At 67.8% G+C, this 26588-nt stretch carries 25 protein-coding genes and 1 riboswitch; of the genes, 12 read left to right on the forward strand and 13 right to left on the reverse strand.

What is annotated here, in order from left to right:
* Nucleotides 1-159: 159 nt before the first annotated feature.
* A complete protein-coding gene (locus FB559_RS15865; RefSeq protein WP_141956338.1) occupies nucleotides 160-4110 on the forward strand; it encodes a phospholipase D-like domain-containing protein in 3951 nt (1316 codons plus the stop codon).
* Between the two features lie 715 nt (nucleotides 4111-4825).
* Here the strand turns inward: FB559_RS15865 and FB559_RS15870 are convergent.
* The 3 genes from FB559_RS15870 to FB559_RS15880 all read right to left on the reverse strand — a co-directional run bounded on the left by FB559_RS15870 (nucleotide 4826) and on the right by FB559_RS15880 (nucleotide 6641).
* A complete protein-coding gene (locus FB559_RS15870; RefSeq protein WP_141956339.1) occupies nucleotides 4826-5389 on the reverse strand; it encodes a hypothetical protein in 564 nt (187 codons plus the stop codon).
* A gap of 19 nt (nucleotides 5390-5408) precedes the next feature.
* Nucleotides 5409-6122, reverse strand: a complete 714-nt coding sequence (locus tag FB559_RS15875; protein ID WP_141956340.1) for a hypothetical protein — start codon at nucleotides 6120-6122, stop codon at nucleotides 5409-5411.
* Nucleotides 6123-6206: 84 nt separating this feature from the next.
* Nucleotides 6207-6641: a hypothetical protein gene (locus FB559_RS15880; protein WP_141956341.1), complete on the reverse strand. Its 435-nt coding sequence runs from the start codon at nucleotides 6639-6641 to the stop codon at nucleotides 6207-6209.
* A gap of 223 nt (nucleotides 6642-6864) precedes the next feature.
* On the opposite strand from FB559_RS15880, the gene FB559_RS15885 reads away from it, so the two are divergent.
* Nucleotides 6865-7317 carry a YbaB/EbfC family nucleoid-associated protein gene (locus tag FB559_RS15885; protein ID WP_141956342.1) on the forward strand — a complete coding sequence of 151 codons (453 nt, stop codon included), beginning with the start codon at nucleotides 6865-6867 and terminating at the stop codon, nucleotides 7315-7317.
* A gap of 23 nt (nucleotides 7318-7340) precedes the next feature.
* Here FB559_RS15885 and FB559_RS15890 read toward each other — a convergent pair whose 3' ends face one another.
* Nucleotides 7341-8294, reverse strand: a complete 954-nt coding sequence (locus tag FB559_RS15890; RefSeq protein ID WP_141956343.1) for a CapA family protein — start codon at nucleotides 8292-8294, stop codon at nucleotides 7341-7343.
* Between the two features lie 251 nt (nucleotides 8295-8545).
* Here FB559_RS15890 and FB559_RS15895 point away from each other — a divergent pair, with 251 nt between their 5' ends.
* The 3 genes from FB559_RS15895 to FB559_RS15905 all read left to right on the forward strand — a co-directional run bounded on the left by FB559_RS15895 (nucleotide 8546) and on the right by FB559_RS15905 (nucleotide 10603).
* Nucleotides 8546-8749: a DUF1918 domain-containing protein gene (locus tag FB559_RS15895; RefSeq protein WP_141956344.1), complete on the forward strand. Its 204-nt coding sequence runs from the start codon at nucleotides 8546-8548 to the stop codon at nucleotides 8747-8749.
* A gap of 328 nt (nucleotides 8750-9077) precedes the next feature.
* The gene (locus FB559_RS15900; protein WP_141956345.1) at nucleotides 9078-9686 is read left to right on the forward strand and encodes a TenA family protein; all 609 of its coding nucleotides are present in this window, start codon (nucleotides 9078-9080) and stop codon (nucleotides 9684-9686) included.
* Between the two features lie 56 nt (nucleotides 9687-9742).
* Nucleotides 9743-10603 (forward strand): Fpg/Nei family DNA glycosylase, encoded by an 861-nt coding sequence (locus FB559_RS15905; RefSeq protein WP_141956346.1) that lies wholly within the window; start codon nucleotides 9743-9745, stop codon nucleotides 10601-10603.
* A 119-nt stretch (nucleotides 10604-10722) separates the two neighbouring features.
* On the opposite strand, the gene FB559_RS15910 is transcribed toward FB559_RS15905, so the two are convergent.
* Nucleotides 10723-11244 (reverse strand): SSI family serine proteinase inhibitor, encoded by a 522-nt coding sequence (locus tag FB559_RS15910; RefSeq protein ID WP_246121636.1) that lies wholly within the window; start codon nucleotides 11242-11244, stop codon nucleotides 10723-10725.
* Between the two features lie 84 nt (nucleotides 11245-11328).
* Between FB559_RS15910 and FB559_RS15915 the strand changes: the two genes are divergently transcribed.
* The 3 genes from FB559_RS15915 (at nucleotide 11329) to FB559_RS15925 (ending at nucleotide 13779) form a co-directional block, all read left to right on the forward strand.
* Nucleotides 11329-11667, forward strand: coding sequence for a rhodanese-like domain-containing protein (locus FB559_RS15915; RefSeq protein WP_141956348.1), 339 nt, complete (start codon nucleotides 11329-11331; stop codon nucleotides 11665-11667).
* A 40-nt stretch (nucleotides 11668-11707) separates the two neighbouring features.
* Nucleotides 11708-11821: riboswitch (TPP riboswitch) on the forward strand.
* Nucleotides 11822-11882: 61 nt separating this feature from the next.
* Entirely contained in the window at nucleotides 11883-13217 is a 1335-nt protein-coding gene (locus tag FB559_RS15920; protein WP_141956349.1) for a purine-cytosine permease family protein, read from the forward strand.
* A 208-nt stretch (nucleotides 13218-13425) separates the two neighbouring features.
* Nucleotides 13426-13779 (forward strand): YbaB/EbfC family nucleoid-associated protein, encoded by a 354-nt coding sequence (locus FB559_RS15925; protein ID WP_185792237.1) that lies wholly within the window; start codon nucleotides 13426-13428, stop codon nucleotides 13777-13779.
* Between the two features lie 35 nt (nucleotides 13780-13814).
* Here FB559_RS15925 and FB559_RS15930 read toward each other — a convergent pair whose 3' ends face one another.
* Nucleotides 13815-14477 (reverse strand): hypothetical protein, encoded by a 663-nt coding sequence (locus tag FB559_RS15930; protein ID WP_141956351.1) that lies wholly within the window; start codon nucleotides 14475-14477, stop codon nucleotides 13815-13817.
* 48 nt (nucleotides 14478-14525) lie between these two features.
* Entirely contained in the window at nucleotides 14526-14882 is a 357-nt protein-coding gene (locus FB559_RS15935; RefSeq protein WP_141956352.1) for a hypothetical protein, read from the reverse strand.
* 547 nt (nucleotides 14883-15429) lie between these two features.
* On the opposite strand from FB559_RS15935, the gene FB559_RS15940 reads away from it, so the two are divergent.
* Nucleotides 15430-17283 (forward strand): PAS domain-containing sensor histidine kinase, encoded by a 1854-nt coding sequence (locus tag FB559_RS15940; protein WP_342780939.1) that lies wholly within the window; start codon nucleotides 15430-15432, stop codon nucleotides 17281-17283.
* A gap of 187 nt (nucleotides 17284-17470) precedes the next feature.
* The gene (locus FB559_RS15945; protein WP_141956353.1) at nucleotides 17471-17947 is read left to right on the forward strand and encodes an ATP-binding protein; all 477 of its coding nucleotides are present in this window, start codon (nucleotides 17471-17473) and stop codon (nucleotides 17945-17947) included.
* Nucleotides 17948-17955: 8 nt separating this feature from the next.
* On the opposite strand, the gene FB559_RS15950 is transcribed toward FB559_RS15945, so the two are convergent.
* The 6 genes from FB559_RS15950 to FB559_RS15975 form a co-directional block, all read right to left on the reverse strand.
* Nucleotides 17956-19149 (reverse strand): arginine deiminase, encoded by a 1194-nt coding sequence (locus FB559_RS15950; protein WP_141956354.1) that lies wholly within the window; start codon nucleotides 19147-19149, stop codon nucleotides 17956-17958.
* Nucleotides 19150-19224: 75 nt separating this feature from the next.
* On the reverse strand, nucleotides 19225-19920 hold the full coding sequence (locus FB559_RS15955; protein ID WP_246121640.1) for a ComEA family DNA-binding protein: 696 nt from the start codon (nucleotides 19918-19920) through the stop codon (nucleotides 19225-19227).
* A 24-nt stretch (nucleotides 19921-19944) separates the two neighbouring features.
* A complete protein-coding gene (locus FB559_RS15960) occupies nucleotides 19945-21483 on the reverse strand; it encodes a long-chain-fatty-acid--CoA ligase (protein ID WP_141956355.1) in 1539 nt (512 codons plus the stop codon).
* A gap of 44 nt (nucleotides 21484-21527) precedes the next feature.
* The gene (locus FB559_RS43900) at nucleotides 21528-21698 is read right to left on the reverse strand and encodes a hypothetical protein (protein WP_185792238.1); all 171 of its coding nucleotides are present in this window, start codon (nucleotides 21696-21698) and stop codon (nucleotides 21528-21530) included.
* A 233-nt stretch (nucleotides 21699-21931) separates the two neighbouring features.
* Nucleotides 21932-22183: a hypothetical protein gene (locus FB559_RS15965; RefSeq protein ID WP_185792239.1), complete on the reverse strand. Its 252-nt coding sequence runs from the start codon at nucleotides 22181-22183 to the stop codon at nucleotides 21932-21934.
* Nucleotides 22184-22832: 649 nt separating this feature from the next.
* Nucleotides 22833-23183 carry a hypothetical protein gene (locus tag FB559_RS15975; RefSeq protein WP_141956358.1) on the reverse strand — a complete coding sequence of 117 codons (351 nt, stop codon included), beginning with the start codon at nucleotides 23181-23183 and terminating at the stop codon, nucleotides 22833-22835.
* Nucleotides 23184-24763: 1580 nt separating this feature from the next.
* Between FB559_RS15975 and FB559_RS15980 the strand changes: the two genes are divergently transcribed.
* The gene (locus FB559_RS15980; protein ID WP_141956359.1) at nucleotides 24764-25462 is read left to right on the forward strand and encodes a response regulator transcription factor; all 699 of its coding nucleotides are present in this window, start codon (nucleotides 24764-24766) and stop codon (nucleotides 25460-25462) included.
* Complete coding sequence (locus tag FB559_RS15985; protein ID WP_141956360.1) at nucleotides 25459-26586, forward strand: sensor histidine kinase; 1128 nt, start codon at nucleotides 25459-25461, stop codon at nucleotides 26584-26586. The genes FB559_RS15980 and FB559_RS15985 overlap by 4 nt, the downstream gene beginning before the upstream one ends.
* Nucleotides 26587-26588: the final 2 nt, after the last annotated feature.

The following is a 26588-nucleotide window of genomic DNA, read 5'->3' on the forward strand; positions in this document are numbered from 1 at the left end:
TTCCCTGATGTGTCGCACGCGGCCCGAGCCGAATATGAGGTCGCCATCGCGGCGTCCCTGAGATGACACCAGTGGTGTCCGATCCAGTGGCAACGCATGGCCATCGGGGCCGGTCGACGGCCGGTTCAGCATGCGGACGGTGCGGAGAAGGGACGTCGCGTGATCATCACTGTTACGAAGGACTACCGGCTGAGGGCCCGGGAGAACGTCATCCACTGGAAGGCGGTACCGAGCGAGGTTCCCGTCGTCTCCGTCGCCGTGCTCGCCAACGGCACGTTCGTCGCGGCCGGGAGTGACGGCAGGCTGTACACGCGTGCCACGCTGTCGACCGAGTGGCAGCGGGTCCCCGTTCCCCCCGACGAGAACTTGACGGTGCAGTCGGTGGGAGCGCTGCCGGACGGCGATGTCGTGGGCGTGGACAGCGGCTCCAAGAAGCTCTGCTACAAGGACGACGGTTTCGGCGCGGCCTGGAAGATCAACAGCAGGGACCGGACCGATATCTCGCTGCTGAACGTGGCGGCCGGAGCCTCCGGAAAGATCTACGGGATCGACTACGACAAACAGTACGTCTACCAGCGGGACGGGATCGACGGCTCCTGGAGCCTCGTCTCGGACAACGAGTCCATGCACTCGGTGGCGGAACTCCCCGACGGCAGGCTCATCGGGATCGACGAGTACGGTCAGGTGCTGGTCCTCGGCCTGGACAAGCGCTGGGCGCCACTCCCGGTCGGCGGGCCCGGCGGCGGGCATTCCACGCGCGACATGACGGCGCTGCCGGACGGCGGGATCCTGATCGTGGGTGAGGGCGGCGGCCTTTTCCACTGCCCGCGGCTACCGGCGATCGGCTGGCGGCCGATGGGCCTGGGGATGCCGTTGCGGGCGGTCACCGCGCTGCCGGACGGCACCTTCATCGGTGTCGACACCGATGGATACCTCCACCAGAACACCGGGCGCACCGCGACGTCCTGGCAGAAGATGTCCTACCCCCACCCGCTGCTGGCGGTCACCGCGACGGACCGGCTCATCGGCGTCGGCGCGGACAAGTGGGTCTACCAGTGGGACGATCTGGGCGCCGCTCCCCTCATGTGGGAGACGAGCCGGGGGGTCCGCAGCGTCACCGTCCTGCCGGACAAGAGCGTCATCGGTGTCTCCGACGATTATTTGAGCGATCCGGACTACCAGCTTCACGTACGAACCTGGAAGAAGAACACCGACCGGCCAGGCCATATGTGGCTGTGGAACCCCGTGGGTAGGGACCCGGTGGACGTGCAGGCGGTGACGAGCCTGCCGGACGGCCGGCTCGTGGCCGCCGGCACGGACAAGCGGCTCTACGTCCGGGACGGTGTCTCCGGCACCTGGCAGGAGGTGCCCGGCGGAGGCGGGGTGACCTGGGTCTCCGCGTTGCCGGACGGCTCCCTGCTCGGTGTCGGCGAGGACCAGCAGGCGTACGTCTGGCCGGACTTCCAGCCGCCCACGTGGTGGACGAGGCCGCTCCGCGACGGGCTCGAGCTGCGGGCCCTGTCAGCGGGCCCGGGCGGGACCCTGCTCGGCGTGTCCCAGACCGGGCGGCTGTGCCTGATCGACAAGACCACCGGTGACTGGACCGACGTGTCCGGCGGAGTCGAGCTTCTCGACGTGACGACGATGGCCGACGGCACCATCCTCGGCGTCACGAGCGGAGTCGTCGACAATCTCATGACCCGGGCCTCCCTGAACGACCCCTGGCTGCCGGTTCGTAGCGACAGCGCGATCAAGGCCGTGACGACGATGCCGGACGGCTCCCTGCTCGGCATCGGCTACACCGACTGGCTTTGCACGAGGGCCGACCTGGACCTGGGGAGTTATTGGCATCTGGTCCCCAACAGCGGCACGGTCGTCTCGGTGAGCGTCCTCACCGACGGCACGATCCTGGCGGTCGGCACGGACGGCAAGCTCTACACGAGGACCAGTCTCGTCGGCACCTGGCAGGTGGTGGCCGACACGAACACCGCGACCGGGAACGACCTGATGTCCGCCGTGGCGGTGCTGCCCGACGATCTTCTTCGACCCACCGACGGCTGGCCACTCCCCGTCTCGAGGAGGCCCGAGGACTGGCTGCTGGAGTTCACCGCCACCGACGTGCTGGCCGACGACGGAGACGGCCGGCCGTGGGGGGACGGCACGGCCATGGCCCGGCGCGCCTGGACTGGTGGCATGCCATGGGACCACGGGTGCATGGTCACTCCCATGGTCGGCGGCTTCGACACCATGGGCGCGATCCGGGAGGCGTTCGAGGCCGCCATCGCCGAGGCCCGCAGGCAGTCCGCCGAAGGCGTCCCTCCCGGCGAGCGCGGCCACGTCTACATCGCGGACTGGCTCCTCAACGGCCTGCGGGACCTTTCGGAGACGAACTCCTGGGGAGGCAGGCGGTGGGACGTCAAGACCCAGCCGGAAAAGGACCAGACCGCGCTCGGCCTGATCCTGCGGATGATGTCCGCGGGGATCGTCGTACGGATCATGCTGTGGATGCCGACCAGCGCCCAGGCCACACAGCTCGGGCCGCACGCCGCCGAACACTGGAACCTGGCCGCGGCCATCCAGGACCACAACGCCCAGCTGACGGCCAGATGGAATCCGACGACGCCTCTCGGAGTCGTGGCGCTGGACCTGCGCACCGCGTACTCGACCAACTCGCCCACGGTCGCGTCACTGCACCAGAAGATGGTCGCCGTACGCGTCGGGTCGGTGAACGTCGGGTTCTGCGGAGGCGTCGACCTGGCCTTCACCCGGCGTGACTTCGGCAGCCACGGCCGTACGGCGCTCGGCGACTGGCAGTCGGGAAGCGGCTCGCCGCCGGCGGCCGGCGGCTGGCCGCGGCAGGCCTCCCTGCCGCCGAGCGGTTACCCGGCCTATCCCTACGATCCGGCCGACAAGGTCAACAACGAGCCCTTCCCCGAGGACCTGCCCGGCGTCGCCTACGGCGGCTTCAACCGCCACTGGCACGACCAGCACCTGAAACTCGAAGGACCCGTGGTCGCCTCGCTGGAGGACCAGTTCGCCGAACGGTGGATCATCAGCCCGAACGAGAGGCAGGGCACGTCCACGATCGGCAGGGTCTACCTGTTCGACCGGACGAGCACGATCGGCCAGCGGAACCAGGTGCAGCTCACCGCGGTCACGTTCAACACCGGGGGCCAGGCGGAACTGATCCCGCTGCCGAAGACCCGGCCGGTGGATCCGGTGAGCGGGGGGGTCGTGCAGATGTGGCGGACCATCCCGATGTACCCCACACGCGTCTTCGGTCCGTTCACCCGAGGCGAGTTCACCGTCATGGCGGGTGTGGCCAAGGCCGTCGCCCAGGCGCGTCACCTCATCACGATCTGGGACCAGTACTTCTGGAGCACGCCACTGGCGAAACTGCTCGCGGTCCGACTCAACACGTGCCCGACGCTACGGCTGCTGATCGTGCTGCCCCCGTACGGGACCAGCAACCCCGACAAGGAACTCGGCCTGCGCCGGACCGCGATGCAAGCACTGTGGAACGACCTCGCGCCGGCGAACCGGTCCCGCGTGCTCGTCCTCAACATGTGGGATGAGGCCTCCGGCGTGGGCGTCTACGTCCACGACAAGGTGCAGACCTATGACGACGCCCTGCTCGTCTGCGGATCCGCCAACATGAACCGGCGATCGCTTGAGAACGACGCCGAACTCGACTGCGCGGTGCTGGATCCGCCGACCGTGCGCGGCCATCTCGCCCGCCTTTACGCCGGCCTGGCCGGCCAGGCGTGGACCGACTTCGGACCTGACTGGTTCACACGGTACTGGACGGAATTCGCCCTTACCGACAACGACTTCACCTGGGCCGGCAAGTGGTTCATCACAGATCCGTTCTTCAGGCCGAATAATGCCATCGGCAGCCCGACACTGCCGAACGGGACGAAGATCCCGACCTCTGGCGACTGGACCAAGCCCGACTGGATCTTCGACCCGACCTGTTTCGACTCCGACCTCTCCCAGCCCGACCCCGCCCTGCCCGACCCCGCGATGGCCGGACGACTGGACGGGGTGACGTACCTGATCGAGCGCTACCACAAGGGCAGGACATGGCCGCGCCGGGTCCCCCAGCACTGACCGGCCTCAAAGGACGGTGCCTCCTGAGCCGGAGGTGACGCACCGGGCGGACGGCTTGACGTCACAGACGGCGGAACCCTCGACAGACCGAGGCCCGCCAGCGGGCGCGCCGCGACCTCGGCGCCCGGTCGTGCCCTGCCAGACGCGCCGCCAGGACGGCCGCCAGCCCCTCCTGGGGAGCGGTGACCTCGACGCCCGGCGGGACCGAGCCCGCGCGCCACTCGGCCACCGACAGGCCGGCAAGTGGCGGACCGGTCGGTGTTCACGCCGCGCGACCGGCCTCCCAGCGGCATGCCGGGGAGGATGACGCCAGGGCCTCGGCCGTGCGCCGGAGCGAGGGGGAGTCCGGCGGCCGCCGACACGTCGGTGTGCTGCAGGTCGCCACCTAGATCGCACGCGGCTGACCGCCACCGGATCGGTGGCGTCCACCGACGAACCTCACTGGAAGATGATCTTCACCATGGTGGAATCACCATCCTGGCCCCGCTGCCCCGCAGCTGGTCAGGGAGTTTCGTCGGTGGCCCACGCGGGGGCACCGACGGAAGTTGCCCTCCCTCAGAGTGTCGAAGCAGCCCCCGAGCGGCAAGCGCGGGGGCTGTTTTCTTTGATGTGAAACAAGGTTTCCGTGACTCAGGATGCTGAAGAGCCGTTCAGCTGTGGCGTTACCGGCACTTGAGTCCGTTTCGCGTTTGTGGTGAGGCAAGAGTGATTTGCGTTACTCGGGCGGCGGGTGGTCGATGCGGCCCACCGGGGTCCCGTCCCGCCAGCGACGCACCACCGCGGGGACCTCGGGGCGGTCGTCGACGTCGCCGAGGCTGACGGCGTCGGGTCCGATGCGGTAGGCGCTCAGCCGCGCCGACAGCTCCTCGGCGTCCGCCAGGACGCCCACGAGCTCCTGCCGCCCGTCCGCCCCCGGCACCAGGTCGAGCCGCTGGAATCGGCTCCACGGCACGGTGTCACGGCCGCCATAGGTGACGCCGGACGGTGTCAGCCGGACCGGCCGGCCGCGGCGTGCCGCCAGCCACGGCGATGTGTCCGTCGCGGCGGTCAGGATGATCACCAGGCCACCACCGGCCGTGAAGAACCATTCGTACGGCCGGGCGGAGAGTCCGGTGCCCTCACCACGGACCGCGGCGGCCAGGAGGTTCACCCAGCCGATCGCGGACACGACCAGGCCGAGGAACGCGACCCCCGCCCAGCCCTTCTTCAGCCGCCACAGGCCGGCCCAGGAGCCCGCTCGGCGGCATCGCAGGAGGATCTCCGCTGTTTCACCGGCCATGGGGCGCTCGACGCGGCGCTCAGGAGCCGTACGGCCGAGGCTTGTCGCGTTTCGGCTCGAGCCAGGTCGATGGCGGCGAGACATCGATGACGGCCTTCTTGAAATCGATCGCCGAAGCCCCGGTCGGCTTGAGGTTGAACATCTGCACGAACGAGGCTCCACCGAAGATCACTTTGAAAATGCCGCCCGCCGACTCGAGGATGTTCGCCAGCCCGGCCGTGACCGTGGCGATGAATGCCACCACGAGAAGACCCAGCGCCTTCGACATGAACTCCCCGAGCACGGCGCCCTGCGGGGTGACCTTCATCGCCTGATAGACGAGCAGCGCGATGATGGCCGCGCCGACCATCGAACCTATGGCCACCCAGTAGGCGCGGTAGGTGTCCCCGAGTTCGTCGACCGTGCTTCCTATGGTCTCGATGTACTTCCGGGCGGTCTCGAGCTCGCCCTTGAAGACCTCCATCGTCTTGACGAAGGCCTTCTGGTCCTCGGAGATCCAGTCCTTACCCGACATGGTGATGATGTCGGAGACCAGGTTGTTGCCCGCCTTGTCGAACTCGCCGGAGATCCGTGAGCGCCAGTTGGCGGCGGCGTCGCCCATGGCGGGCACGTTCGCGACCGCGGTCACGGAGACGAACACGCCGGCAACGATCATCCGCTCCAGCTTCGCCGCGTCCTTGAGCTTCGCCAGGACCTCTTCGGCGATGTTCGAGCCGCCGGCGCCCGGCCGCATCCCGCGCGCGGCGGCGTGCCTTCCTCCTGCCGAAGTCGGCCTGACCCCACGCCCCGCAGCGTGCAATCCCATTGGTCCCCCGTTTTATTGGTAGACGACAGTGTTGGCGTCTTCGGCATTTCTCCAGTTGGTCTTCACGACACCCAGGGCGGTCGCCATCGCGTCGGCGGTGTCGTGCCCGTCATCGGCTTTCTGCCGGACGTCATTTTGTATGTGGCTGTACTGGAAGCCGATGAGGAGAGAACCGAGAGCCCCCCACCCGGGGAACGACAGGTCCGTGTCATCAACATAGGTCTTCACGTCGGTGAAGAATTGCTTGAGATCGGTGTCTATCTTCTTACGGACACTTTCGATCCCCTCGGAGGTCACGTACCGCTCTTGGTCCGACGCCCTGGGAGGGAGGCTGGGGGCCTGCCGCGGCAGACTACGGACGCTCGGGAGGCTCGCGGCCTGGCTCGAATAACTACGTTGACCGCCATTATTGATCAGAGCGGAGATGCTCGGCTGCTGGTCGTCCATTGGCGCCTCGAAAACCTTTTTCAACGTCGTGGATCGTCGGCCGGTGCCAGCATGTCGGGCCCCGGCCAATGATGGTCGGCTAAGCGTTAGTATGCAGCAGCCAAGACCGAGTCGGCGCGCCGTGGACTCTGACATGGGGGTTAGTTCGATCGGGTGTCGCGGACCGGTTGCCGAGATTTAAGGGAACGTTCATTTTCCAAAGCGCGAACGGAAAAAACGACTGATGTTCGATTTCGACCCGAATGACTTCCGGCTAGAGGACCTGGACCGCGTCGCTCGCCAGAGCGAGCAGGCGTTGCAGGGTCTCACCGAGGCCATGACCGAACTCGGCAACCTGGTGGGTGAGGGGAAGGGGGCGGACGGACTGATCCAGGTGACGGTGGACAGCACGGGACGCGCCACCGACGTCACCATCAACCCGCGGGTGATGCGGACGAACAGCGCGACCATCGCCGAAGGCATGCTCGAGGCGTTCAACGCCGCGCAGGACGACATCGCGGCCAAGAGCCGGTTGCTGCTGTCGGGGGCATCACCCGAGGGGGTCGAGGAGCAGGACGTCACCCAGGACAAGATGCGGAGCCACTTCGACGAGATCCTGGAGTCGTTCAACAACGCGTTGGGGGAACGCAGGGCCGCGTTCGACAAGCTGCGGAGCGAGGCCGAAGACCAGGGCTGATGGCCGTCGCCTGCTGCCCCTCGTCATCGGGGATCCTCTTGCGGCGGGCCATCGCGGTCCGGGGTGAGTGCGGCGCAGGCTTCTCTCAGGCGGTTCTCGATCCAGGTCCGTTCGCTGCCCTCGGCCCGGCGGGTGTGGGCGTACTCCAGGGCCAAGGGGACGGCCTTGATGTCGACTCCTGTGCCGGTGAGGGTGGCGAGGAAGGCCAGGCCGAGATCGTTCCTCAGGGTCTCGTCCCTGGCGTAGTCGTCGATGAGGTCACCCAGGTCGTACAGGATCCGGCCGTCGACTCCGTGGAAGACATGGGCCGAGTGGCCCGCCACCAGGGTCGCTCCGGCCTCGAGAAGGCTCGCTGCCGACTCTCTTATGTACGGGAGCGGCTCCGTCGTCATGTTGGGACCCCAGTGCGGAGTCACCAGTACGACGTCGTACCTGGCACTCAGGCCCTGGATCTGGCTGGTCAGCCATGCGGGGACGCCGTCGTTCAGCGGGACGTACGCGACTCCCGGGGTGTCCTCGGTCGCGGCGTAGTCCGCCGGGTGGTCGGTGAGGCCGACGACGGCGACGGTCGTACCGCCGGCCTTCAGGACGGCGGGTGTCCGCGCCTCTGCCTGGTTCCTCCCCGCACCCACGGTCTGGATTCCGGCGCGCCTCAGGTGGTCGAGGGTGTCGGACAGGGCGTCGTGGCCGTAGTCCAGCGCGTGGTTGTTGGCCAGGGTCACGCAGTCGACGCCCAGGGTGGTCAGCGCGGCCACGGCCGCCGGCGGGGCGCGGAAGTGGAACGGCCTTCCTGGTGCGTCCCAGGGCCGGCCGCGGTCGGAGACGCAGCACTCGAGGTTCAGGACCCGTAGGTCCGCCTCGGCGAAGGCGCGGCGGATCCCGGGGTCGAACAGGTCGTACGGGCCGCGCGCCGCGATCTCCTCGGCGACGCCGCGACCCAGCATCGTGTCGCCGCCGAGGGCGATGGTGACGGTCATGCGGCCTCCTCAGTCGAACGACCAGGGTTGCCCCTCGCCGCGTTCGTCCCTGTGGCCTTTGTGTCGGTGGGGTCCTCTCGCTGCGTTCGGGGTCACGTGCTCCCCCTTCCAGGAATACGCCCGCGGCACGCTGGGGGCGCGTGGACGTTCGGCGTGGGCCGGTGGACCTTCGGCCCTATTCCGGCTTCCTGCCTCCTTGCGACGGTGAGCACAGGCCGAATTGATTCCTGTTGCGAGAGATGGGAGGGATGATGCGAGCTGAGACCGGCGACGCGTTGCTGATCAGGGGACATCACGTCGGCGACCAAGACCGCCAGGCCGTGATCCTCGAGGTGCACGGGACGGATGGTGCGCCGCCGTACCTGGTTCGCTGGGACGACGGACACGAAAGTGTGTTCTTTCCCTCTTGCGACGCTTCCGTCGAGCACGTGCGCGGCCACGAACGGGTGAAGTAACGCCCACCCGCGCGGGCGGATGGCGGTTATCCACAGGTCGTGACCCGTCCGTCGAGCACCTCTACAGGGCCGCGAACGGGCGAAGTAACGCCCACCCGCGCGGGGCGAACGGTGGTTATCCACAGGTCCGCCGATCCCTACTCCCCTTGCCGCTCAGCCTGGACAATAGAAGTGGGCTGGAGCCCCCTGGGCGGGCGGGGAGTCTCTGGCGGGCGGGAAATCCAGGCGGGCGGGAAATCCTCGGTTGGGGGAATCTAGCGGGCGGGGAATCGCTGGCCGGCGGGGAGTCTGCGGCGGGAGTCTCGTCCGGGCGTGTGACACTGCCGGAATGAGTCTGGCGAGCGAGCTCGAGGCGATCGGCCGGCCACTGGTCGAGGAGCAGTTGCGGCATCCGACCGTCGCCGGGATCGGGCGGGGTGATCTCGATGTCGCCGTCTTCCGCGCTTGGCTGGAGCAGGACTACCTGTTCCTGCACGACTACGTGCGGGTGTTCGCCCGGCTGGCCTGGCAGGCGCCCGACCGGCATCTCGGCGACCTGGTCGAGCTGGCGCACTCGACCTTCTTCGAGGAGCTTTCGCTCCATCGGGCCCTCGCCGAGGAGTTCGGGGCCGATCTCGACGGCGCCACCAAGGGGCCGGCCTGCGCGGCGTACACGGCGTTCCTGCTCGAGGCGGCCGCCTCGTACGGCGAGGGGCTCGCGGCGCTCTATCCCTGCATGTGGGGGTACTCCACGCTCGGGCGGATCCTCGGGCAGAACCCTCCGGCCGAGCCCCGCTACCGCCGCTGGGTGGAGGCGTACGCGGATCCGGGCTTCGTGATGCTCACCCGACGTGTCGCGGCGATGATCAACGAGGCGGCGCCGGATCCGGAGCGTGCTCGCGCGATGTTCACCGCGGGCATGCGGCATGAACTGGCCTTCTGGGACGTGCCTAGCTAGGGGGCGTCTCGGCTCTTCGGTATCCACAGGGCTGTGGACAGGCTTAGCCTTGGTGCATGCCGGAGTTGCCGGAAGTTGAGTCGCTCGCCGCGTTCCTGCGCGAGAACGCCGTCGGCCGGGCAGTCGCCCGCATCGACGTTGTCGCGATCTCCTGCCTGAAGACCTACGACCCGCCGATCACCGCGCTCAGCGGGCTGACGATCACCGGTGTCGCACGGTACGGCAAGTTCCTCGACCTCGACGTGGACGGCCTGCACCTGGTCATCCACCTGTCGCGCGCGGGCTGGCTGCGGTGGAAGGACAAGCTGCCGCCGGTGCCGCCGAGGCCCGGCAAGGGGCCGCTCGCGATGCGCGTGCACCTCGAGGACGAGTACGGGTTCGACCTCACCGAGGCCGGCACGCAGAAGCGGCTCGCGGTGTACGTCGTCCGCGACCCGCAGGACGTACCCGGCATCAAGACGCTCGGGCCCGACCCGCTCAAGGAGGAGTTCGGCGTCGAGACGCTGGCCGGGATCCTCGACGGGCGCCGTACGCAGATCAAGGGCGTGCTGCGCGACCAGAGCGTCATCGCCGGCATCGGCAACGCCTACTCCGACGAAGTCCTGCACGTGGCGAAGATGTCGCCGTACAAGCTCGCCGCGAGCCTGACCGAGGCGGAGGTCGCCGCTCTGTACGAGGCGATCATCACGACGCTCGGCGACGCGGTCGAACGCTCCAAGGGCCTGGCGGCCAAGGATCTCAAGGGCGAGAAGAAACAGGGCCTGCGAGTGCACGGCAGGGCGGGAGAAAAATGCCCGGTCTGTGGCGACACGATCAAAGAGGTGTCGTTCGCGGACAGGGCCCTGCAGTACTGCCCGACCTGCCAGACCGGCGGCAAGCCGCTCGCCGACCGGCGAATGTCACGCCTGCTCAAGTAAGAGCCCACGCGGCAAGGCGTCGCCTGGACACCGCGCCGTACGACACGACAAGCCCCGGCGCCCTCGCCGGGCGCCGGGGAGGCCGCAGCGGGTGCGGGGATCGCTGCGGTCAGGCCCTCTTAGTGCGTGGGCGTGTGCGCGAGCGGCCCGAACAGCGCGGCGAGGTCGTTCCAGCGCTTGACCTCACAGCCGTTCTTGCGCCCGAAGGTGGCGTCGACCGGCCGGCCGTGCCAGGTGCCTTTGATCGTGGCCGTCTGCGGGCCGCCGTAGATCTGGGTGCACATCTGGCCCGGCGGCGTGGGCGCGAACGGGTCGCCGCTCTTGACCGCGGCCACCTTGGTCAGCGCGGCGCACGCGCTGGCCGCGTCGGGCGCGTCACCACCCGGCGGGTCGCACTTCAGGGTGCGCTTGATCGTCTGCGCCTTGGGCGCCATCTTCACGGTGATGGTCAGCTTCGTGGTGTCCGTGCCGGGTTGGCTGCCGGAAGGAGGAGCCGGGGACGCCGAGCCGGGTGCCGGTGACGGCGATCCGGGCGTCGTGCTCGATGCGGGCGGTGAGGCCTGGTCGCTCGGCTGGCCCGCGCGAGTTCCCTGGTCGTCCTTGCAGCCGGCCAGTGTCAGTGCCGTGAGGATCCCCGGCACGACGATGGCCGTCCTTCCCAGTCTCGATAGAGATTGCCTCATGACGATTCGACTCCGGCGGGTGGTGCGTGGTTCCGTGGACGCGTGAATCTTTTCAATAATCGACTACCCAGCGTGGCGGCCTCGGCCGTCCCGGACGATGGGTTCCTTCTTGACGTGCGAGAGAACGACGAGTGGCAGGCGGGGCATGCGCCCGACGCCGTGCACATTCCGTTGAGCGAGCTCAACGACCGCGCCAGGGAGGTCCCGAACGACCGCGATGTCTACGTTATCTGCCGGGCCGGATCCCGGTCCGCGCAGGCCGTGGCGGCGTTCAACAACGCCGGCTGGAAGACCTCCAACGTCGACGGCGGGATGCACGCCTGGGAGGCGGCGGGGCGACCGATGGTGAGCGAGTCGGGCACGGACCCCTTCGTCGCCTGAGGTCAATCTGCCCCAAACCGGTATACATTGTCACCTGCCAACTGGATATCGCGGGAGCTCGGGCGTCGACCGGGCTGAGAGGGCGGCTTCGCGTGCCGCCGACCGCTCGAACCTGACCGGGTAATGCCGGCGTAGGGAGTGTGCTCGTGAGTGAGCGAAGCGAGCGAACAAATGGGCACAGCGGCGTTGCTCACAGGGCCGGCGACGGAGGGCCCGTGAGCACTGTTGTCGACCGTCCACGCGATGAGGCTCCGTACACCCTCGACGAGCCCGCGCCCAAGGTCCTCAGCTTCTGGGATCAGAGCGCCTTCTGGGCCAACCTGGGCGTGAGCCTGCTCGCGTTCTCCGGCGCGGCGACCGTGCTGGCGCCGGGCGCCGACAATGTGCCGCAGTTGCCGATCGTGGCCGGGATCGTCGCGATGGTCGTGGGCACCGTGATCGGCGGGATCATGCTCGGGCTGGCGGCGGTGCCGGGCGCCCGCGCGGGTGTGCCCGCCATGATGCTGCTGCGCGGCCTGTTCGGCACCCGCCTGTCGTACGTACCGACCGTGCTGAACATCCTCCAGATGATCGGCTGGGGGACGTTCGAGCTGATCGTCATCGCGGACGCGGCCGAGCAACTCTTCGGCGGTGGTCCGCACTGGGTGTACGTCGTGATCGCCGGTGTCATCACGACGGTGCTCACGATCTGGCCACTCGGGTCGGTCCGCGTGCTGCGCCGGTACGTCACCGCGGCGGTCGTGATCGCCCTCGTGTACTTCTACATCCAGCTGTCGCGCCAGCCGCTGCCGAATCTCACGCATGGCTCGTGGAGCCACTTCTGGGTCGGTGCGGACGCGGCGCTGGCGGTCTCGATCTCCTGGGTGCCGATGGCGGCCGACTACACCCGCCATTCGAAGTCCGAGCGCGCCGCGTTCGGCGCGGCCACCGTCGCGTACGGGCTGACGCAGATCGTCGCGTACGTCCTGGGGCTGCTCGCGCTCGCCCTGGTGGCCGGCGACTCGGACAAGGTGTTCGGGCCGTTCCAGCACGTCGCACTGGGAACCCTGTTCTTCGCGGTGTTCGTGCTGCGTGAGGCCGACCAGTCGTTCGCGAACGTCTACTCGACCGCCATGTCGATCCAGAACCTGGTGCCGCGGGTCGACCGGCGGGTGCTCACGGTCGGGCTCAGTGGCCTGATCATGGTGTTCGCCCTCGCGCTGAACATGGACAATTACTACGACTTCCTGAGTCTCATCGGGTCGGTGTTCGTGCCCATGCTCGGGGTGCTCGTGGTCGACTTCTTCTGCTTCGGCGGACGTCGCGGCTGGGACGTGTCCGAGCGCGCGCCCGCGCGCTGGTCGATGATCGTCGCCTGGGCCGTCGGCATCGCCACGTACCAGCTGATCAACCCGGGAAACATGGGCTGGTGGTCGCGGCTGTGGACCGACGTCCAGGACGCACTCGGTTTCACACCGTCGAGCTGGATGAGCGCCTCACTGCTGTCCTTCACCGCCGCGGCCGTCGTAACCGCGGCGATCGGCGCGCTCTCTCGTCCCGACGCCTCCTGATCGGGCCCTAAGCCCTCCGCCGGTGGGCAGGCTCAAGCCCACCGACAACGCGGCAGGCAATAAGAAATCCCTGACACGGTGCGACAGTGAAGTGATCTTGATCTCGGCTGCACTTGACCGCTAGGCTTCCGAACCCACTGGCGTACGCCCATAACCTCGCGACGAAGACTGATCCCGCGAGCGTCAATTTAAAATGAGGGAGCTCTCGGTGCCCAAGTCCGAGTCCAGTGCAGGAGCGTCGCCGAACCCCATTCTTGAAGCCATCGGTCACGGCGAAGCGGCAGATGGGAAAGTGCGGGTCACTGTCAGCATCAACGGCGCGAATGACGCGGTCGGGTTCGACCCCCGAATGATGCGACAGTCTGCCGACGTACTCGCAGAGTATGTGTGCCAGGCGTTGCGGGCCGCGCACGAAGAGTTGTTCGGGAAGCTAGTCGAAATCGACGGCGCGTCGGTGGAAGCCGTAAGGAAGAAGGTCGATGACCTTCAAGCCTCCTACACGGATCGTATGGACGAGTACCAGAGAACTCTGGACGACATCGGGCGGCGACTCGCGGAGTAAGCACTCTGACGTAGGGCGAACTGATCACGACGCCCTTATTTCCGGTCGGGACCCCAGGTGTTAACGCCTTTCGCTTGGAACGCTCCCAGGTCGGCGGTGAGCTTCGACTTCACGTTTTCCAGCGCTCCGTTGGCGTCATTCACTCGCCTGGTGCAGTCGGCAATCGCTTCGTTGACGCTTGCCAGCTGCCTGCTCAAGTTCTCGCCGTTCACCTCATAGTCCTTGTCGGATGGCTTGTGGAACCAGGAGTGCTCCTTTTCGTAAAGGCCTTGCATCGTCGTCAACGTGATCTTCTTGTAGTTGACCACCCGCATTCCAGCAACTACCAAGGCACTCTGGATCTCCAGAGCAGAGCGCGAAGTGTTACTCATATAGCTTTCTACTTTGTCATTCCAGTAATCTCCCAGAGCATCGACGCCCGCGTTGTCGTTGGCGCTCAGTGCGTTTTTCAGTGCGCCTCTGGCAGCTCTGAGCAGAGTGCTACTGCTGTAGCACTTGTCCCAGGCGTCGACCCAGCTCGGAATCTCGTAGTCCGTAAAACTTGGCCATTTCAGGTTGAGCCGTTTGGCGACCGGTACCAACTCCCAAGGAATATGCTCATAATCCATCACAAGATTAACGTTTCCTATGAGGTCCTCATAGGACTGTTGTGAGATGGATGAGGGTTGCGGCTCCGGAGGAATGCTTCGGATCACCATGGAGAAAGCTCCTTACGTGTCGTTGGTTGAGAACGTCCTTGCGATTTTCTAGTCGAGCGCTTTGAAGAGCGTGCCGATTTCGTCCTTGTTTTTTACTTCTGCATGGTCTTGGTCGTTGGTCATTTGATCAATGGCGTTAGCGATCCCAAATCGAAGGTCACTCATCTTAGTCAGGATTTCATCGCCGTTTTCGCAGGCGCTGTAAAACGCCCGGGACAGCTCAAGTGTGTATGTGCTGTCCCGCAGGGGCGTCTCCTCCGCGCCGGTGTAGCTCGTGTCCAGCATGAAATCGTCCCCGCTGGGGTTGTAAAATTCACCGCTCAAGTAAAAGGAGTTCTCGAATTTCAGCTCGTCGCTATCCAGTTCGCTTGCAAGGGCGCGTAGTGATTCGCGATCGTAATCCATTTGACCCCATCCATGGTCGCCGCTCAACGTGGGTACCTGATGCGGCCGCCAACGACGTCGCCGCATCTGCCTATAGCGCATGTCGTCCGGCCTTTAGCGCGATAGTAACCGATCGCACCGCTTTGCGGCATATGTAACTGGCCTGCTTGGACGGGAAACGCGTGGCCGGATGCCGCCGGGCGCGTCGACGATCAGGCGTGCCCTCGAGAGCGGCACGATAGGTAGTCACGTAAAAGCTTTCCGTAGAAGACCGTTCTTGCGGTGAATCCTCGCTGTCTAGGCCGTATGCCTGTTGCTGGGCGGTTGACGGATCCGTTTTTCTACCCGAATCGCACTATCTGTCTCCATAGAGGTCACATTGTCCGCAAGCCTCTGCCAGGCGATGGCCGCTTGGCCTCGGCCAGGGGTCACGGACTCCTACTCGGTCGCACCGCGCTGCCGAAGCATGCGCCGACGAAGACTCATCCGGATATGCGAAGTCTCCTTGACCTTGACGTAAGCGTGGTTTCGCAACCGATCGACCGTCCAGCGGTGGCACTATGGCAACGTGGACAGCTCCGACGCGACGATGCGTGCGGCCGTGGCCTCGGCCGCCGACGCAATGATCGCCGTTGGCCCTGATCTGAACGTATGCCTGTGGAATCCCGCGGCCGAGCGGATGTTCGGGTGGCACGCCGACGAGGTGATCGGCAAGCCGCTACGCACGATCCCGGAGGAGTACACCGCCGAGCACCGAGCCGTACTCGAACGCGTACGCGAGGGCGGGCACATCTCCTTCGCCACCCGGCGGCTGCACCGCGACGGGCACCTGTTCGACATCCGCGCCATCGTCAGCGGCATGAGCTCCGCCGACGGCGAGCCGATCGGCTGGGTCGGCTTCTACCGCGCCGCCGCCGAGGACGAGACGGTCCAGCGCCAGGCCGCCGAGCGCATCCGGCTCGTACGCCGCCTCAACGACGTGGTGGCCGACCTCAACGCCGAGCTGGAGCTGCCGGCCGTCCTCGACCGGGTCGCCGCCAGCGTCATCGAGCTGACCGGCGCGGACGCCGCGGGGTTCGTCCTCATCGAGCAGGCGACCAACGCGCTGCGTCTCGTCAGCATCAGCGGCCTGCCCGAGCAACTGCGCGGTGTGACGTCCGACCTGCGCACCAGCCTGGTCGGTGAGCTGCTGCGCTCCGGCCGTACGGTCATGCTGGCCACCGCGGACACCCGCGACCTCAGCGACCTGATCTGGGCGGAGCTGTCGGGACTGCACACGATCGCCCTTGGTGTCTCCAGCGTGCACGGCCGGCCGTACGGTGCGCTGTACGCCTTGTTCTCCGGGCACCGGGCGGGCCACATCGAGCTGGAGCTGCTCGAGCTGTTCGCCGGTCACGCCGGGGTCGTCGTCGGCAACGCGGTCAGCTATGCCGAGGTGGTCAAGCAGCGCAAGCACGAGCGGGCCGTCATCGAGGCCAGCGCGGACGGCATCGCCGTGCTCGACAGCGACGGCATCGTCCGGCAGTGGAACCCCGCCGCTCGCCTGATCACCGGGATCCCGCCCGCCGAGGTCATCGGCCGCCCGCTGCCCTTCGCGCTGCCCGCGCCGGACGCCGAACCCACGATCCAGGTCGAGTCGGGCACCTGGCTCAACGTCCTCTACTCCGAGATCGAAGATCACGACGAGGTCGTCGTCGACTTCCGCGACGTGACCGAGGCCAAGTCGCTCGAGGCCGCCAAGGACCTGTTCCTGTCGATGACCAGCCACGAGCTGCGCACGCCGATCACGGTGGTTCACGGGTTCGCCAAGACGCTGGTCAACCGGTGGGACAAGCTCGGTGACGCCGACCGGCGACAGGCGGTCGCGATCATCGCCGAGCGTGCTCAGACGCTGGGACAGCTGGTCGACAACCTGCTCTACTCCCGTACGATGCCCGACGGCCTGCCGGTGACCAACGAGCCGTTCGACCTCGATCGGCTGCTGCGCGGCGCGGTTGAGGGGTTCCGCGGCATGTCCGAGCAGCACACGCTGGAGCTGGAGATCGACGGTGTGCTGCCGGCCGCCTTCGGCGATGCCATGGCCACCGACATCATCGTCGGCCAGCTCCTTGAGAACGCCGTCAAGTACTCCCCGGGTGGGGGCACGGTCAGCGTGCGCGCCGGGACCGAAAACGATTTGATCGTCGTCACCGTCGAAGACGACGGGGTCGGCATCCCGACCGGCGACCGCGAGCGGGTCTTCGAGAGGTTCGTTCAGGGGGAGGCCGGCGACCGGCGCCGGTTCGGCGGCCTCGGGCTCGGGCTCTACATCGTGCGAAGACTGGCCCGTGCCCAGCACGGAGAGGTCACCGCGCACGCACGCGCGAGTGGCGTGGGCACACGAATGAGGTTCACGCTCCCCGGTGCGGGTCACGTTCAGTAACCGGTCATACTAGACGTTTGGTGGCAAACTACGCCATCATTTCGTGCGTGTCCGAGGTCACCGTTGCTCGTTGTGTTGGCAATGGATTCCTGTGGCAGGGTTTCCGACCGCTTTAACTGGGCATTTCGGTCGTACCGGAGTGACGTTACGGGGAGTGTCCGGGAGAAGTTCCGCGCCCCCTGGGGAGGTGAGGGCGTCGAGCGTCGTATTCCTGCCGCATGCGCCATCGAGCGTTTCGGTGGTACGCAGACGCCTCGCGGAGGAGCTCCTCGAGTCGGGGGTGTACGAAGACATCGCCGACGACGCGGCCGTGATCGTCAGCGAGCTGATCAGCAACGCTCTGCGGCACGCGCGCCCGCTCCCCTCGGGCGACATCAGAGTCGCGTGGACCCGGCAGGGTGACCTGATCCAGCTCGCCGTCAGCGACGGCGGCGCCATGACCGAACCCCGCCGCGCCCGTGCCACGCTGTCCTCGCTCGGCGGCCGGGGCCTGGGCATCGTCGAGACCCTCGCCGATGGCTGGGGCGTCCTTCACGAGGACGGCGGTACGACGGTCTGGGCGACTCTTCACTCCCCGCACAGGTCCAACGGCTCACACGCGTCGAACGGCCTGGGCAGTTCGTCGGCCGAGACCCCGCAGGGCATGCTCAAGCAGACCCACTGACGCAGGGCCTAGGCCGGGTCGCGGAGCACCGGGCAGGACATGCAGCGCGGCCCACCTCTGCCGCTGCCGAGTTCGCTGCCCTGGATCCTGATCACCTCGATGCCCGCGGCCTCCAGCCGGGCGTTGGTCTCGATGTTGCGTTCGTAGGCGACCGCCAGCCGTGGGCCGACCGCGAGGGTGTTGTTGCCGTCGTCCCACTGCTCGCGCTCGGCGGTGACCGGGTCGAGGCCGGTGTCGATCACGCTGAGCCGCTCGATCCCCATCGCCTGCGCGGCCGCCTCCAGGAACGGTCGCGCCCGTGAAACACGCAGGTCGCCGTTCTCACACGTGACGGTATAGGCGGTCAGGGAGTACGCCAGGGCCGGGTACATGACGATCTTGTCGACGTCGACCATCGTGCAGATCGTGTCGAGGTGCATCGTGGCGCGTTCCTGCGCGATCGGCACCGCCAGTACGGTGTGCGCCAGGCCTGTCTGGAGCATTCGCCGGGCCAGCCGCTCCACGCCCGCCGGCGTCGTACGCTCGCCGGTGCCGATCGCCAGCACACCCGGAGCCAGGATCAGGACGTCGCCGCCCTCGAGGTGCTCCAGGGCCGGTTCGTAGATCGTCTCGGCACCCTCGAACCTCGGGTGGTGGCGGTAGATCAGACGGGTGAGCGCGGTCTCGCGGCGGCGGGCGGGCATGGCCAGGCTCGTCACCGCGACCCGATCGCCGATCCACACGCTGGAGTCCCGCGTGAACAGCAGGTTCGGCAGCGGGTCGATGACGAAGTCATGCCGGTCCATGAGCTGGTAGACCAGGCCGCGGCCGGTCTTGAGCTCCTCGTGGGCGAGCCCGGCCACGAGCACCCGGGTGAGGTCCTCCGGCGTCAGGTCGCCGAGGAAGCTCGCCAAGATCCTGCGAAGCTGGTCACCGAGCCGGAAGTCGTCCAGGACGCCGGCGATCGCCTCGTCCCGTGCCGGCTGGTACTCAAGGGTGTCCTGCAGCAGCTCGGTCAGGTAGAGCACCTCGACGTCGTGGTCACGCAGGGCCTGCGCGAACGCGTCGTGCTCCTGCTGGGCACGTCCGACCCAGGGGATGCCGTCGAAGAGAAGCTGATCGTTGTTACGCGGCGTGAGCCGCTTCAACTCTGCCCCCGGACGGTGCAGGAGCACGGTCCTGAGGCGGCCGACCTCACTGTCGACACGGTAGGCATGAGTCACATTTGTGAGCTTAGTCGTCCCTGGTGAAGAGGTGCTTTCCTCTCAGTCGGTATATTTCCTGGACTTTCCGCCCGATCATGGCAGGAAGATGCCGTACTCCTTGATCTCCGGCGTCAGGTCGGGGTGCAGGTCGACGGTGACCACGAGCTCCTCGGCGGAGGTGAAACCGCCGACGTTCTCGCGCATCGAGACGATGCGCTCGGCGATCTCGGGGGTCACACCGGAGAGCGCGGTCAGGGCGGGCGGCGGCGCGTGGTTGAGGTCGACGAGGCCGCCGTCGTCGTACTCCCGTGGCAGGTCGGGCCGGCCGATCCGTAGCTCGCGGGCGAGCATCGGGTCCTCCGCCGCGTGCCGGCGTGCGGCACGGCGCAGGTCACGGCGCAGGGTCGCGGCGGCGATCGCCTCGGCGTTGGAGTTGCCGCGCCAGTGCCTGACCACCGGACCGCGCGGGGGCCGCGCCGGTACGGGCGGCAGCGCCGCCGGGCGGCCGTCGAACAGGACGACGCCGTTCGGGGCCACGGTGATGGAGACCCGCCTCTCACCGCCCGTCGCCCCCATGATCACCCAGACCGGCAGCCATGCCCCGCACGTCAGGACGGTGCCGAGCAGGTGGAGCGGGTGGTTGACCTTGCCTCCGGTGGCCATCACCGCGTAGTTGTCTACCTGGGACTCGATCCGCCAGCCGAGATGGACCTGGCGCATGATCGCGTTGCCGAGGATCGCCCGCAGGCGATCCGGTGGCAGTGGCGGGCCGGACTGGAACGGAATCATGCTCCCCCTCTGGCATCCCGTGGCTCAGTGCACCGCGCGCGTCTGATCCTTCCAATACGGCTCGCGCAGGCCGCGCTTGAGAACCTTTCCGGTCGGGTTACGCGGGATCGCGTCGATCCATTCGACCGAGGTCGGGCACTTGAAGTGCGCCAGCCTGGCGCGGCAGAAGTCGATCAGCTCCCGCCCGGTGGCCTCCCCGTCCAGGACCACGATGGCCTTGGGTGTCTCGCCCCACTTCTGGTCCGGCACCCCGATCACCGCGCAGTCGGCCACCGCCGGATGGCTCATCAGGACGTTCTCGACCTCGGCCGGGTAGATGTTCTCGCCACCCGAGATGATCATGTCTTTGACCCGGTCGTGGATGAACAGATAGCCGTCCTCGTCGAGGTAGCCGGCGTCACCGGTACGCAGCCAGCCGTCGGGCAGGAGGGTGTCGCGCGTCGCCTGCTCCAGCGACCAGTAGCCCCGCATGTTCTGTGGCGTGCGGCAGACGATCTCGCCGACCTGACCCGGAGCCAGGTCCGCGCCGCTCGCCGGATCGATGATCTTCAGCTCGGTCGTGGGGTTCGCGACACCGGCGCTGCGGAGCCGCGGCCCGTCCGGCACGTGATCCTCCGGGGGCAGATAGGTGATCGCGCCCGTCGTCTCCGTCAGCCCGTACACCTGCATGAACGCCGTACCCGGGAGTAGCCGCATCGCGCCGACCAGCACCTCGTCACTGATCGGCGAGGCGCCGTACAGCAGGAGCCGCAGGCTGGACAGGTCGGCCTCGCGTACCTGCGGGATCTGCTGCATGAACAGCAGCAGGACCGGCACCAAGAACACATGCGTGACCCGGTGCGCCTCGATCGCCTTGGCGATCGCCACCGGGTCGGGCTCCCGCATGATCACACCGGGGATGCCGGCGTAGACGGCGCCGAGCGCGAGCGTGCAGCCCGCGATGTGGTACATCGGCATCGCGACCATGTTGATGCTCTCGGGCTTGAGATCCCAGAGCCGGTCGACCATCGGCAGCAGGGCGAAGAAGTTGTCGTGCGTCAGCATGACGCCCTTGGGCAGGCCCGTCGTGCCGGAGGAGTAGAGCTGGACGAACACCTCGCCCTCGTCCTCTTCGGCCGGTGCGTGCTCGCTCTCCTGGGCGCTCCAGGTGGCGTAGTCCTCGTACGCGTCCGTGGGGCCGATGACGATCAGGTGCTCGGTGTGTTCGAGGCGGCCGGCGATCTCATCCAGGATGGGCACGAACTCCGCATCGGCGACGAGGACCCGCGCCCGTGCGTTGTCGACGATGTAGGCGATCTCGTCGGCCGCGAGCCGGTAGTTGACCGGAACCTGTACGGCACCGGCGCGGGCGGCACCGAACAGCAGCTCGGCATGGGGGAGGGAGTTTTTGTCGAGGATCGCGACACGATCTCCGGGGCGTACACCCGAGGCGCGCAGTGCGGCCGCCACCTTGTCGACCCGGCGATCGAACTCCCCGAACGTGACCTGCTCGTCCTGGTAGATGTAGGCGATCCGGTCGGGGGACACGGCCGCGCGCTCTCGGAGCAAGCCGGTGAGATTCATGGCCGAATCATGCGGGTACCCGACATTGCCCGACAAGGCCCTACTTATTTACTTTTGGCCATCCTGCTGATCAGAGTCACGATGATCGCACCGATGACCGCGAGGAAGCCGACCCAGATCAGGAACTTCAACGCCGAGATGATCATGCCGATCACCATGAAGACCAGCCAGATCGCCAGCAGTATGCCGAGAATGGAGAGAATCGTCTTACCCATGAGGGGAGAGTACGCGGTCCGGCATGGTGTCGGCAGCAATTGCGACGCCGCTGAAAGTGTCGGTGCGCGTGCGTGGCTTCGGCGCGTGGCGTAGGCATCACGGAATGAGTTCGGCGAACGTTCGGGTTGCTCCGGTCCAGGTGGCGGCGGCGTTCAGCCCGGCCGCGCTCGCGCATTCGCCGATGGCGTCGGCGCTGACATGTGACCGGCGGAGTCCTTCGCTGACCTGCCATTCATCGTCGCAGGCGGACCCATTCGGTGCGCGTCTCGTCGCCGGGCTCGACAATGGCACGGCCGTACCTGCCGAGCGCGCCACGGGAGCACGGGTCGGGTTCCCCGCCGATGCCGATGTTGCCGCCGGCGAGCAGGATGGTCTTCCGCCCTCCGGCGCCGGGAATCCGGTCGAAGACGCCACGAAGCAGCGCCGGCCCACCGGCCGCGTGGGTCACCTTGACGGCGTAGGGCCTGGCGCCGATCGTGAGCACCGGCAGCCCACGCTCGGCGAGCCCGAGCCCGAGCCCGAGCCCGAGCCCGAGCCCGAGCGGGCGCGGGCGCGAGGGTCAGGCGTCCGGCCTCTGAGCCGATGTCGAGCGTCGGCCGTCACACCGAACCAGCGGAGCGTCGTCGCCGGGTCGCGCGAGCTGCGACGTGAAGGGCACCCACTCCGTCCGCCCGTCCTCGTGCTCGGTCTCAGCCGGCCGTGCCGAGGCAGGGCCCGGAGTTCGCCGGCGTCCGGGGATGAGGCCCGCAAGCGACCCTCGTCCGGGGATGAGGCCCGCGAGCGATCCTCGTCCGGGGGGTGAGGCCCGCGAGCGACCCCGCGTACGTCCGACCGATCATGCCGCGACCGCCGTGTCGGTGTGTCGTAGTGGCCTGCGCCACCGAGCCGTCCGTGGACCCGCTGTCGACGACGATCGCGAGATGGCCGTCCGGCATCCGCTCAAGCGCTCAGAGCAGGGCCCCGGCCTCGTACGGACCGGGAAGGACAAGGTCGACCATGCGGGGGGACGTTATGCCAGGTCTGGGCGTGATGACCCTTACGGGGTGATGAAGTGGTGCATGGATTCGACGCCCGGCCGTTCGACGGTCTCTTACGGAGTAGTGACGAAGCCCGGGCGACGACCCAGGTCAGCCCTAGGGTCGAGAGGTGGCCAGCTTCCAGGTACCGTCCACGGCCCGCGCCCGCCGGGCCGCCGCGGCGCCGTCCGCGCATGCCGCGAGCCGCACCCGCGACACGGACGGTCCGAGCACGGCCGAGGTATCCGGTGGAGGCTCGACCGATGTCTTTGAAAACGAGGTCACGCCTTCACCGGCCAGCGCGGCCGGGGTGGTGGCCTGGGTGGGTGGCGGCGGCCCGGTTTTGGTTTCGCGTCTTGTTGGGTGTGCCCTGTGGATACCGCGGTGGACAACCTTCAAGGGAACGAAGCCGGCAGCAGGCCCGTCAACCACCGCCGACTCCTCATCCGCCTCCACCATCGCGATCACGCGGCGAGCCACAGAAGGCGAAAATCGCAGCCACCGAGCGACGCCTCCAGTCGTCCCGCTACCAATCCCGATATGCCCAGCGACCAGCACTGATGCCCATTCCCGCGACGCCACCGCCGGGAATGCCACCCCCATTGCCCCGATCATGCCCACCCTCGCACAGGTGGTCCCCGCCCGCCCAAGGGGGACCGTCCCATTTCTATCCTCGCGGCCTGTGGATTGGCGGGGCAAGGGGTCCCACAGACTGTGGATAACTTCTGCCTTCCTGTGTGAAACGATCAACGTTGGTGGCGTCTCTTCGGGGCTTCAGGATGCCTTGCCGGCCGGTTCGACGGTCGGGGAGCCGCTGGTGTTCTCAGGCGTATTCGTGGGCTCCGGGGCAGCCTGGGCCTCCTCGGTTTCTCCGGTCTGCGCGGCATTTACCGATGCTTTCGCGGACTCTCCGCGCGGCGCTCTGGCGTCCTCGTCGGAAAGTCCCTCGTCGGCAATGCCATCGGCATCGGCTTCATACCGACCCGAACATTCAGGCACCGCCTATCGCACGCGGTCGCTACTGTGCGGGTGGCCCCGATCAAACGAGGGTGTGGTCGGGACCATCAGCGCAGGTCACCAACCGGCCGCGGCAGGTCACGTCTTGCCGTCCGGACGCGTCGCATGCCGGACCCGTCCAGGCGGCGGCGTGCCGCGCGGACCGCTTCGACGGCGCGACCCGGTTCGGTCGCGATGGGCCGGCGAGAAGGGCCCGGCCGGGTTCGGATTCGCCGTGGCCGGGGCCCGCGCCGACGGTCTGCTTGCTTCGGCCCGCGCCGACCTCGTGTCGGCTCCGGCCCATGCCGACGGCCTGGTTGCTTCGGCCCGCGCCGACGGTCTGCCCGCTTCGGCCCGTCCCGACCTCCTGTCGACGTCGGCTCGCGCCGACCTCCTGCCGGGACTGCCCACGTATTTGCAGGGCGGTACGCGTCGATGAACGCCTCAGCGGCTCTACCAAAGCGCGCGGGGCGGACGCGCGGACAACAAGTAGTGCGGGGACTCGGCCCGCTCAGAACAGACTTGTTCAAGGCAGAGCCGCTTAAGACCGGCCCGCTCAAGATAGGCCTGCTTGGGACGGGCCTGCTCAATGCAGGCCTGTGCACGGCCGGTCGGCTCAAGGCAAGTTCGCTTAAGTCAGGTCGGCTCAAGGCAAGCCCGCTTAGGTCAGGTCCGCTCAAGGCCGGCCTGTGCACGGCGGCTCCGTTCAAGGCGGGCCCGTTCAAGGCGGCCCTGCGCGGGCCAGGTCCGTTCAGGGAAGGCTCACTCGAGACCGGTCCGTTCGAGGCAGGCCGACCCAAGGCAGGCCCGCCCCAGAAAGGCCCATCCAAGGCAGGCAAACCCCAAGCAGGCAAACCCCAAGCACTGGCCCCCGCCCACACCCCGCCCCATTCCGGAAGGGCGTTCGGCGTCTCGACGGCTACGCACAGTGGCGGACCGCAGTCCCGCCTCCCGTACGCTGCGGGGACAACGGCGAACGGCTGCCTCCCGCGGCGCCCTGGCTCAACGTCTCCACAGCACACCGACCCACGACCCGAACTGACGAGGTCGCCATGGTGAACACCGAAACCGGCCGCATTCTGGTGGTCGACGACGATCCGACCGTTGCCGAGGTCGTGGCCCGGTACCTCATGCGTGACGGGTACGACGTCGACTGCGTCGCGGACGGGCACACCGCCCTTCAGATCGCCGCCGAAAGACTCCCCGACCTGGTCGTCCTCGACCTCATGCTGCCCGGTATCGACGGCCTCGAGGTCTGCCGGCGGCTGCGGGAACGCTGGCCCGTGCCCATCGTCATGCTGACCGCGCTCGGCGAGGAGACCGACCGGCTCGTCGGGCTGGAGACCGGTGCCGACGACTACGTCACCAAACCCTTCAGCCCCCGTGAACTGGCACTACGCGTACGGTCCGTCCTCCGCAGGGCGAGAGGCGCGCTGACTCCGACCGGCGGGACGGCCACCGACGGTGACCTGGTCGTGGACACCGCCGCACACGAGGTACGCCTCGGCGACCAGGAGATCTCCCTCACCGCGCGGGAGTTCGATCTGCTGGCGTTCCTGATGCGGCATCCGCGGCAGGCGTTCACCCGCGCCGACCTGCTGGAAAAGGTCTGGGGCTGGGAGTTCGGCGACTCCTCGACCGTGACCGTCCACGTACGGCGGCTGCGGGAGAAGATCGAAGAAGACCCCACCGTTCCCCAGCGGATTCTCACCGTCTGGGGCGTCGGCTACCGATATGAGCCCGTCACATGATCCCTCTCCATGCGTTCGTCGAGGTCGCCGCATACGCCGCGAGTGCCGCGCTGCTCACCGGAGCCGTCGGCGTCGCGCTGCTGTACGCCCTGCGCGGGCGGTCCATCGCGATCCTGTTGACCGTCGTCTCGGCGGCGACCGTTCTCGCGACCGTCACCGGCATCATCGCGATCACGATGAGGATGCTGATCACCGACCACGACCGGTCGGTGACGCTCACCGTCACGGCGATCGCGGGCCTGGTCGGGCTCGGGGCCTCCCTGCTGCTCGGCCACCGGCTGATCGCCGCCAGCCGTTCCCTGCTCGACGCCGTACGGCGTGCCGGGGACAGCGGGCGCTTCGTGCCGCCGGAAAAGACGCTTCCGGCCGAGCTGAACGAGCTCGCCACCGAGCTTTCCACCGCGTACGAACGCCTGGAGGCGGCCCACGCGCGCGAACGTGCCCTGGAGACCAGCCGCCGCGAGCTCGTCGCCTGGGTCAGCCACGACCTGCGTACGCCCCTGGCCGGCCTGCGCGCCATGGCCGAGGCGCTCGAGGACGAGGTGGTCACCGATGCCGAGACCGTGCACCGCTACCACTCCCAGATCCGCGCCGAGGCCGACCGCCTGGCCGCGATGGTGGACGACCTGTTCGAACTCTCCCGCATCCACGCGGGCGCGCTGCGGCTCTCCCGGCAGCGGGTCGGCCTCGGTGAGCTCGTCTCCGAGGCCGTCGCTGGCACCGAACCTCTCGCCCGCGCCAAGGGCGTACGGCTCAGTGGCCTCGCCCAGGGTGTGCTTCCCGTCGAGGTCGACGCCGCGGAGCTCGGCCGCGCCCTTCGCAACCTCGTCGTGAACGCCATCCGTCATACCCCGCAGGACGGAGGCGTCGAGATCATCGCCGGGGTCGAACACGGCATGGCGTGCGTCACCGTCTCCGACGCGTGCGGCGGGATCCCGGATGAGGACCTGCCGCGCCTGTTCGACGTGGCGTTCCGGGGCGAGACCGCGCGTACGCCGGGTGGTGGCGCGGGCCTCGGGCTCGCCATCGCGCGCGGCATCGTCGAGGCCCATGCGGGCGAGATCGGGGTCTCGAACGCCGGTGAGGGTTGCCGCTTCGTCGTACGCCTCCCTCTCGGCGCCTGATC

Origin of the sequence: Actinoallomurus bryophytorum, assembly GCF_006716425.1 — a bacterium.
Lineage (GTDB): Bacteria > Actinomycetota > Actinomycetes > Streptosporangiales > Streptosporangiaceae > Actinoallomurus > Actinoallomurus bryophytorum.

Excerpts from the sequence above, each read along its gene's own strand:
- FB559_RS15870 (WP_141956339.1), bottom strand. The coding sequence starts at position 5,389 with ATGGCCGGTGAAACAGCGGAGATCCTCCTGCGATGCCGCCGAGCGGGC.
- FB559_RS15875 (WP_141956340.1), bottom strand. The coding sequence starts at position 6,122 with ATGCGGCCGGGCGCCGGCGGCTCGAACATCGCCGAAGAGGTCCTGGCG.
- FB559_RS15880 (WP_141956341.1), bottom strand. The coding sequence starts at position 6,641 with ATGGACGACCAGCAGCCGAGCATCTCCGCTCTGATCAATAATGGCGGT.
- FB559_RS15885 (WP_141956342.1), top strand. The coding sequence starts at position 6,865 with ATGTTCGATTTCGACCCGAATGACTTCCGGCTAGAGGACCTGGACCGC.
- FB559_RS15890 (WP_141956343.1), bottom strand. The coding sequence starts at position 8,294 with ATGACCGTCACCATCGCCCTCGGCGGCGACACGATGCTGGGTCGCGGC.
- FB559_RS15895 (WP_141956344.1), top strand. The coding sequence starts at position 8,546 with ATGCGAGCTGAGACCGGCGACGCGTTGCTGATCAGGGGACATCACGTC.
- FB559_RS15900 (WP_141956345.1), top strand. The coding sequence starts at position 9,078 with ATGAGTCTGGCGAGCGAGCTCGAGGCGATCGGCCGGCCACTGGTCGAG.
- FB559_RS15905 (WP_141956346.1), top strand. The coding sequence starts at position 9,743 with ATGCCGGAGTTGCCGGAAGTTGAGTCGCTCGCCGCGTTCCTGCGCGAG.
- FB559_RS15930 (WP_141956351.1), bottom strand. The coding sequence starts at position 14,477 with ATGGTGATCCGAAGCATTCCTCCGGAGCCGCAACCCTCATCCATCTCA.
- FB559_RS15935 (WP_141956352.1), bottom strand. The coding sequence starts at position 14,882 with ATGGATTACGATCGCGAATCACTACGCGCCCTTGCAAGCGAACTGGAT.
- FB559_RS15955 (WP_246121640.1), bottom strand. The coding sequence starts at position 19,920 with ATGATTCCGTTCCAGTCCGGCCCGCCACTGCCACCGGATCGCCTGCGG.
- FB559_RS15960 (WP_141956355.1), bottom strand. The coding sequence starts at position 21,483 with ATGAATCTCACCGGCTTGCTCCGAGAGCGCGCGGCCGTGTCCCCCGAC.
- FB559_RS43900 (WP_185792238.1), bottom strand. The coding sequence starts at position 21,698 with ATGGGTAAGACGATTCTCTCCATTCTCGGCATACTGCTGGCGATCTGG.
- FB559_RS15980 (WP_141956359.1), top strand. The coding sequence starts at position 24,764 with ATGGTGAACACCGAAACCGGCCGCATTCTGGTGGTCGACGACGATCCG.
- FB559_RS15985 (WP_141956360.1), top strand. The coding sequence starts at position 25,459 with ATGATCCCTCTCCATGCGTTCGTCGAGGTCGCCGCATACGCCGCGAGT.